We start from the raw sequence: 6,957 nt of genomic DNA, 5'->3' as shown, positions 1-6,957 counted from the left end.
GCCATGACCTGTTCATAGCAAATGCCCGCGCCCGGCGCGCCCGTTCACAGCCGGAAGTTGGCGGTGATCTGCTGGCCGTTGCGTTGGATCGTCACCTGCCAGGCCGGGGCGCCGGCCTCCAGCACGCGGACCAGGTCGCGCACGGTTCGAATCTCCGTCCCGTTGACGGCGCGCACCATGTCGCCAGGACGCATGCCGGCGTTCAGGGAGACCCCGCGCCCCACCCGCGTCACCAGCACGCCCGGCCCCAGGAAGGGATCGACGCCCAGCTCGTCGGCCACGGCCGGCGACAGGTTGACGACGGTGGCGCCATCGAAGGGGTGGCGGCCGCTCAGAACCTGCTCGTCCCGGGCTGGCGTCGCCGGCGGCGCCTCGGCGCGCAGGCTGACATCGGCCTCCTGCCCATTTTGGCGGCGGACCCGCAGGCGAAGGGTCTCCCCCACCCGCCGGGTGCCCACGGCGTAGTTCAGCCCGCCCACATCGCTGACCGCCTGGCCGTCCACGGTCAGGATCACGTCCCCCTGGGCGAGGCCCGCGCGCTGGGCTGCGCCGCCGCTCCAGACGTCGGCCACCAGCACGCCCTGGGGGGCGGCCATGCCGATGGAGCGGGCGATGTCGGCGGTTACCGTCTGGGTCCGCGCGCCGAGCCAGGGGCGCACCACCCGCTGGCCGCCGCCCACGGCGGTCTCCACCACCCGGCGCACCATGGCCGCGGGCATGGCGAAGCCCACGCCGCTGGAGGTGCCTGAGCGGGAGACGATGAAGCTGTTGATGCCGATCAGGTCCCCGTCCATGTCCACCAGGGCGCCGCCGGAATTGCCCGGATTGATCGCCGCATCGGTCTGGATATAGGCCGCGGCCGCATCCCCGCTGGGGTCGGCGGTGCGGTTCAGGGCCGAGATGATGCCGGTGGTCACCGTCTGGCCCACGCCGAAAGGATTGCCGATGGCGAGCACCAGGTCGCCCACCTCGGCGTCGCCGGAATCGTCGATGGCGAGCACCGGCAGGGCCTCGCCCCCGGTGTCGATCTGCAGGACCGCCAGATCGGTGCGTTCGTCGGCCAGCAGCAGGCGGGCGGGGAATTCCCGCCGGTCGGCCAGGGCCACGATGATCTCCTGACCGCCCCGGACCACGTGATTGTTGGTGATGATCACCCCGTCGGAACGGACAATCACCCCTGAGCCCAGAGAGCCCTCCACCCGGTCGCGGGGCGCGCCGAGGCCGAACATCTCCCAGAAGGGATCCACCTGTCGGCGCACCACCCGGCGGGCGGAGATGTTGACCACGGCGGGCGCGGCCTTCTTCACCACGGGGGCGAAGGAGGTCTTGAGGTCCACCGCCGTCTCCGGCGGGGAGCGGGTGGGCTGAGCCAGGGCCGGCTGGGCCTCGGTGCGTCCGGTGGGATCGGAGCAGGCGGCCAGCAGGACCAGGGCGGGAACGAGCAGGCGAGCAGCGCGCATGGCGTCTCCATCTGACGGTCGAACTCCGCCTTTGGCGAAGCTTTCGGGCGCAAAAATGACCGCGGGCCGCGGCTCAGGCCTGGCGCGGTTCGGCGGAAACCGGGGTCCGCGCCACCCGCGTGCCCAGGACCAGGGCGACGACCAGCAGGGCCGAAGCGAGATAGATGGCCAGGCCCGGCGCCTGCAAGACCGCCTCATGGCGGATCGACCAGGCGAAGGTGAGGCCGAACAGGGCCGGCCCGATCATGGAGGCGATCCCCTGCAGGCTCTGATTGGCGCCTTGGAGCTGGCCCTGCTGGTGGGCGGCCACCCGCCGGGTCATCAGGCCCTGCAGGCCGGGCATGAGGAATCCGATGAGGGCGAAGAGGGGGATGCCCATGAGATAGGCCATGCCGGTGGGCGCAAAGCCGTACCAGGCGAAGCCCAGGGCGCCGCCCGCCGCCCCCAGCATCAGGGCGCCGCGCTCGCCGATGCGGGCGACCACGGGGCCGACGAGGAATCCCTGGACCAGCACGCCGGCCACACCGGTGGCCATCATGGCCAGGCCCATGATCGACGGGCTCCAGCCATAGCGATAGCCCGTATAGAGGACGAAGACCGTGGGCAGCACCGTATGGGCCAGCTGAAACAGCAGGCCGATGGTCCCCAGGCCCAGAAGGTCGGGCTGAGAGCGCAGCAGGCGCAGCGACCCCAAGGGGTTGGCCCGCGCCAGGTCGAAGCGCGCGGTGCGTCGTTCCTTCGGCAGGGACTCCGGCAGGACGAACAGGCCGTAGAGCCCGTTCACCAGCGCAAGCGCAGCCGCGGCATAGAAGGGCAGCCGCAGGTCGATATCCCCCAGGGCGCCGCCCAGGGCCGGGCCGACCAGGAAGCCGAAGGAAAAGGCCGAGCCCATCCAACCGAAGGCCTTGGCCCGTCCCTCGGGCGGCGTCACATCGGCCACATAGGCGTTGGCGGTGGAGAAGCTGGCCGCCGTCATGCCGTTGAGAATCCGGCCGATAAGCAGCCAGGTGAGGTTCGGCGCCAGCGCGATGATCATGAAGTCCAGGGCCAGGCCGAAGATCGACAGCAGCAGCACCGGCCGACGCCCCACCCGGTCTGACAGCAGGCCGAGCAGCGGGCCGCAGACGAACTGCATGGCGCCCCAGGTGATGGCGAAGACGACGTTCCATTCGGCGGCCTGGGCCGTGTCGCCGCCGGTGAATTCCTTGATCAGATTGGGCAGGACCGGAATGATCAGGCCGAAGGAGACGCTGTTCATCAATGCCGTGGCGAAGACGAAGCCGAAGGCCGCCCTGCGGCCGGCGGGAGGGGCGTTTGTCTCGCTCATGGCCGGCGCCGTCCGTCCTGCTGTAACCGCCGCCTCATACCACCCCCAGACACCTTGCCACCCCGCCCGACGACCGGGCGGCCAAGCCAACTCCTGCCCTCGATCTGCGCGCGCCACCCTGGCCCAGGGCGCGCCGGCCCGCAATCATCCTGAGGCCCGCCGAGCCACCGCCGCGAGCTGGGCCTGCCACCATTCCGCCAGCCGCATCTGCAGAACGCCGTCGGGGAAGCCGTGGCGGGCGGCGCTATCGGCGGGCACGGCGGTAAAGCCGCGATGCTCAATGCTGACCCGGGTCTGCTCCCCCACCGCTTCGAAGGACACCTCCACCTCCGTCCGCAGGTCCGGCGGGAAGCTCGCCTGGCGCCAGGAAAAGACCAGGCGGCTGGGCGGCTCCCAGGCGGTGATCCGGCCCAGTTCGAACTGCTTGCCGTTGGCCAGCGTCTCCACCAGCCGCCCCCCGTCCCCGCCCTCGAACGCCAGTCGGCCTGGCGCCCGCGGGGTGGTGGGGAAGATCGGGCTCGGCCGCCACCAGGCCTCGATCTCGTCCACAAAGACCCGGAAGGCGCGCTCGGGCGCGGCGTTGACCCGCAGGGCCACATAGACCCGTGAGGTCACGAGCCCCCCTCCCCGCCGTCGGGCTCGTGCTCGCGCTCGACATGGGCCTTGAAGGCCAGGAGCCCGCGGCTCCACATGGCCTCGCTGTCCTGCAGCCAGCCGCGCAGTTCGTCCAAGGCGTCAGGGCGCAGGGCGTAGATGCGCACCCGGGCGTCGAATTCGGGGTGCTGCTCCTCCACCAGCCCGGCCTGGCGCAGGGTGCGCAGATGGCGGCTGAGCGCCGGCGGCGACAGTGACAGGGCCTGGGCCAGCTCGCCGGCCCGCATCGGCCCCTGTTTCAACAGGTCCACCGCCCGGCGGCGATTGGGGTCGGCCAGGGCCGCCAGGGTCTGGTCCAGCGCCGCGCTCATGACCTTAGGTCCGGGCGCAGCCTGGTGACTGTCCCCAGTTCGGCGTCCCACTGCTCGGTGCTCATGGGCGAGACCGTCTGGCCGAACGACCAGAGATGGCCTTCCAGGTCCCAGGCCACATAGGTGCGGTCGCCATAGGCCTGGGTTTCCAGAGGCCGCATCACCCGGGCGCCGGCGGCCACGGCCCGGTCGTGATGGGCGTCGATGTCCTCGGACAGTTGCAGGTGCAGGGTCTGGGTGTTGCGGCCCATGATGTCGGCGGGGGCGGCGTGGTGTTCGGTCCAGCCCTTGGAGACGCCGATGGTGGCGCCCTGGAAGGTCATTTCGGCATGGACGAGGCCGCCGGCGTCGTCGGTGACATAGAGCCGGGGTTCCAGCCCGAAGGCCCGCTCCAGCCAGTCATAGGCGGCCGCCGGGTCGCGGTAACAGACGTAGGAGGTCACCGGCGAACGGGGCGGCTCGGGCGGCGCGGCGACATGTCCTTCGCGGCCGACGGCGTAGACGAGGCCCGTCTCCGCTTCGATCTCGGCGGGGCTGACGCTCCGGACCGTCTGGGTGAAGGTCCAGACATGGCCCTCCAGGTCCAGGGCGCGATAGGTGCGGTCGCCATAGAACTCATCCCGGGGGGCCTGGGTGATCGTGGCCCCGGCGGCGCGGGCGGCGGCGCAATGGGCGTCCAGGTCGACAGCCTTCGGCAGGGCGATGCGGCAGAACTGAGTGCCCTGCCCGTCCAGCCCCTGGGGGCTGCGCATCCGGGCCGGGCCCAGAACGTCGCTCGCAAACTCCCCGCCCACGCCGATCCTAACGCCATGAAAATTCATCTCCGCATGGGCCAGGGCGCCTGTGGCGTCGGTGAGGAGCAGAGCCACCTCGAAACCAAAGGCCTTGTCCAGCCAGGTCAGGGCGGCCTGCGGATCACGATAGAAGGCGGTAGGGGTCAGGTTGGCGTCCATGGCGGGTCCCTTGTCATATGGCGCAATCTTTAACGCATACGATAAGTTTCTACGCAAGACCCCGAGGTGGCGCCGGTCAGGGTTTTAGGACCGCCCTCAGCGTCGCCGGATTTCCGTCGTGGTCAGCCGGCCCCAGCCCCAGCAATCCGGTCAGGAATGGATAGACATCCACATTGTCGAACCTCGGCAGGGCGACGCCGGGCGCGATGCGGGGACCGGCGGCGATGAAGACCGCCGCCATGGTGGGATGGGCCGGATCATAGCCGTGGGCGCCGCCCGCCTGGGGGCGCGCCTCGGCCAGCGCCCGGGGCAGAATCTCCCAGCCGGGCTCCGCGAGGCAGAAGATCTCCGGGACGCGGCGGTGCCGGCCATAGGCGAACCGGTCGGGCATTTCGCCCTTGCGCCAGCATTCCATGTGGTCGTGGGCGCGCAACAGCGCGGCTTCGACCTCCCGCCGGCGCTCAGGGGCGGGCTGGAAAGCCAGGTGAACCCCGCTGGTCAACACCTCCCCGTCCTCCCGGCTCACCAGGGCGTCGAGGTCGATGGTCCTGGCCCGGGAGGTGGGCGCCATGCCGTGGTCGGCCACCACGACGATGTCGGTGCGCGCCAGCAGCCCGCGGGCGGCCAGACCCTCCATCAGCCGGCCGATGGCCGCATCAGTTCGCTCCAGCGCCGCATCGAGCTCGCCCGAGTCCGGACCATGCCAATGGCCGTAGGTGTCCACCTCGTCGAAATAGAGCGCCAGGAGGCCCGGCTTGGCCTGGCCCGCGCCGTCCAGCCAGGCGAGCATCTGATCGGCCCGCGCTTCAGCCGTCATGGACTGGTCAAAGGCCATCCACAGGCTGGGCTGCACGCCGCGCACCGGCGCCTCCGACCCCGGCCAGAACAGCACCGCGGTCTGCATCCCCGCCCGCTCGGCGGTCACCCAAAGGGGCTCGCCCTCCTCCCACCAGACGGGATCGGTGACCTCGGCGCGGTCGCCCAGGCGGAAGGTGCGCCCCGGCAGCAGGGGGTCGCGCATGACATTGTCCACAAGGCCATGGCGATCGGGGCGCAGGCCCGTCACCAGGGTGTAATGGTTGGGAAAGGTCTTGGACGGGAAGGCCGGTCGCATGACGCCGCGCACGCCGCGGTCGGCCAGGGCCTTCATGTTGGGCGTCAGCCCCCGGTCTAGATAGTCGGCGCGAAAGCCGTCCACCGAGATCAGCAGGACCATCCGCTCCGGCGTACCGGCCGGGGCGGGCCGCCAGGACGCACACGCCGGCAGGAGCAGCAGGAGGGCGAGCGCGCAAAGGCGCAAGAGGGGGCGAGGCTTGATCATGCGCCGCTCTTAGCCCGCCCATATGACGCGTCCACCCGCGCCGGGGGAAAAAAGCCCGGGCGGACAAGATGGGCGCACGAAAAAGCCCCGGACGTCGCCGTCCGGGGCCCTGTCTGGCTGCGATCGCCGGACGCCTTAGTCGGCGTCGCGGGCCTCGGCGGTAGGACCGGAGTCCTTGCCCTTGGCCGAGGGGTCGCGATCAACAAATTCGATCACCGCCATGGGCGCGTTGTCGCCATAGCGGAAGCCGGCCTTGAGCACGCGGATATAGCCACCGTTGCGGGCGCCGTAACGCGGACCGATGGTGGAGAACAGCTTGCCCACCTGTTCCACGTCGCGCACGCGGCTGATGGCGATGCGGCGGGAATGCAGGTCGCCGCGCTTGGCCAGGGTGACCAGCTTCTCGACGAAGGGACGCAGCTCCTTCGCCTTGGGCAGGGTGGTCACGATCTGCTCGTGCTTGATCAGGCTGGCGGCCATGTTGGCGAACATGGCGGTCCGGTGGGCGCTGGTGCGGCCCAGTTTGCGGTGCGCGTAACCGTGGCGCATGTCTTTTGTCTCCTGGGCGCTCCGGCCCGCCTGGCGGCCCATGTGGATGGGCGACGCCGCGTCTGATCAAATCCCAGCCTGCTCCCGCCTGGGTCATAACGAAGCGCCGGGTCCCTCCACCGCTGGTGCGGCTTCACCGGGCCCTGGCCGCCGAAGCGGCCCGAAGCCAGCGCAGAAACGTCTTACATCTGGTCTTCGAACTTCTTGGCGAGGTCTTCGATGTTTTCCGGCGGCCAGTTGGGCACGTCCATGCCCAGGTGCAGGCCCATGCCGGCGAGGACTTCCTTGATCTCGTTCAGCGACTTGCGGCCGAAGTTCGGGGTGCGGAGCATCTCGGCTTCGGTCTTCTGGATCAGGTCGCCGATGTAGACGATGTTGTCGT

General features: G+C 70.3%; 8 protein-coding genes. All 8 read right to left on the bottom strand.

The window, feature by feature from the left end:
- Positions 1-44: 44 nt before the first annotated feature.
- A complete protein-coding gene (locus V7D28_RS12560) occupies positions 45-1,460 on the bottom strand; it encodes a Do family serine endopeptidase (protein ID WP_333587723.1) in 1,416 nt (471 codons plus the stop codon).
- 73 nt (positions 1,461-1,533) lie between these two features.
- Positions 1,534-2,787: a TCR/Tet family MFS transporter gene (locus V7D28_RS12555; protein WP_333587722.1), complete on the bottom strand. Its 1,254-nt coding sequence runs from the start codon at positions 2,785-2,787 to the stop codon at positions 1,534-1,536.
- Between the two features lie 144 nt (positions 2,788-2,931).
- Complete coding sequence (locus V7D28_RS12550; RefSeq protein ID WP_333587721.1) at positions 2,932-3,402, bottom strand: SRPBCC domain-containing protein; 471 nt, start codon at positions 3,400-3,402, stop codon at positions 2,932-2,934.
- On the bottom strand, positions 3,399-3,752 hold the full coding sequence (locus V7D28_RS12545; protein WP_333587720.1) for an ArsR/SmtB family transcription factor: 354 nt from the start codon (positions 3,750-3,752) through the stop codon (positions 3,399-3,401). The genes V7D28_RS12550 and V7D28_RS12545 overlap by 4 nt, the downstream gene beginning before the upstream one ends.
- The gene (locus V7D28_RS12540) at positions 3,749-4,705 is read right to left on the bottom strand and encodes a VOC family protein (RefSeq protein ID WP_333587719.1); all 957 of its coding nucleotides are present in this window, start codon (positions 4,703-4,705) and stop codon (positions 3,749-3,751) included. The genes V7D28_RS12545 and V7D28_RS12540 overlap by 4 nt, the downstream gene beginning before the upstream one ends.
- Positions 4,706-4,781: 76 nt before the next feature.
- Positions 4,782-6,026 (bottom strand): alkaline phosphatase family protein, encoded by a 1,245-nt coding sequence (locus tag V7D28_RS12535; protein WP_333587718.1) that lies wholly within the window; start codon positions 6,024-6,026, stop codon positions 4,782-4,784.
- Between the two features lie 135 nt (positions 6,027-6,161).
- The gene (gene rplQ / locus V7D28_RS12530; RefSeq protein WP_333587717.1) at positions 6,162-6,575 is read right to left on the bottom strand and encodes a 50S ribosomal protein L17; all 414 of its coding nucleotides are present in this window, start codon (positions 6,573-6,575) and stop codon (positions 6,162-6,164) included.
- A gap of 182 nt (positions 6,576-6,757) precedes the next feature.
- On the bottom strand, positions 6,758-6,957 hold a 200-nt coding region (locus V7D28_RS12525; RefSeq protein WP_333587716.1), incomplete at its 5' end, for a DNA-directed RNA polymerase subunit alpha C-terminal domain-containing protein.

Source organism: Phenylobacterium sp. (assembly GCF_036723115.1).
In the GTDB taxonomy this organism is placed as follows: Bacteria; Pseudomonadota; Alphaproteobacteria; order Caulobacterales; family Caulobacteraceae; genus Phenylobacterium.
This window is presented reverse-complemented; position numbering and strand designations above follow the sequence as displayed.

Excerpts from the sequence above, each read along its gene's own strand:
- V7D28_RS12555 (WP_333587722.1), bottom strand. The coding sequence starts at position 2,787 with ATGAGCGAGACAAACGCCCCTCCCGCCGGCCGCAGGGCGGCCTTCGGC.
- V7D28_RS12540 (WP_333587719.1), bottom strand. The coding sequence starts at position 4,705 with ATGGACGCCAACCTGACCCCTACCGCCTTCTATCGTGATCCGCAGGCC.
- V7D28_RS12535 (WP_333587718.1), bottom strand. The coding sequence starts at position 6,026 with ATGATCAAGCCTCGCCCCCTCTTGCGCCTTTGCGCGCTCGCCCTCCTG.
- V7D28_RS12545 (WP_333587720.1), bottom strand. The coding sequence starts at position 3,752 with ATGAGCGCGGCGCTGGACCAGACCCTGGCGGCCCTGGCCGACCCCAAT.
- V7D28_RS12560 (WP_333587723.1), bottom strand. The coding sequence starts at position 1,460 with ATGCGCGCTGCTCGCCTGCTCGTTCCCGCCCTGGTCCTGCTGGCCGCC.
- rplQ (WP_333587717.1), bottom strand. The coding sequence starts at position 6,575 with ATGCGCCACGGTTACGCGCACCGCAAACTGGGCCGCACCAGCGCCCAC.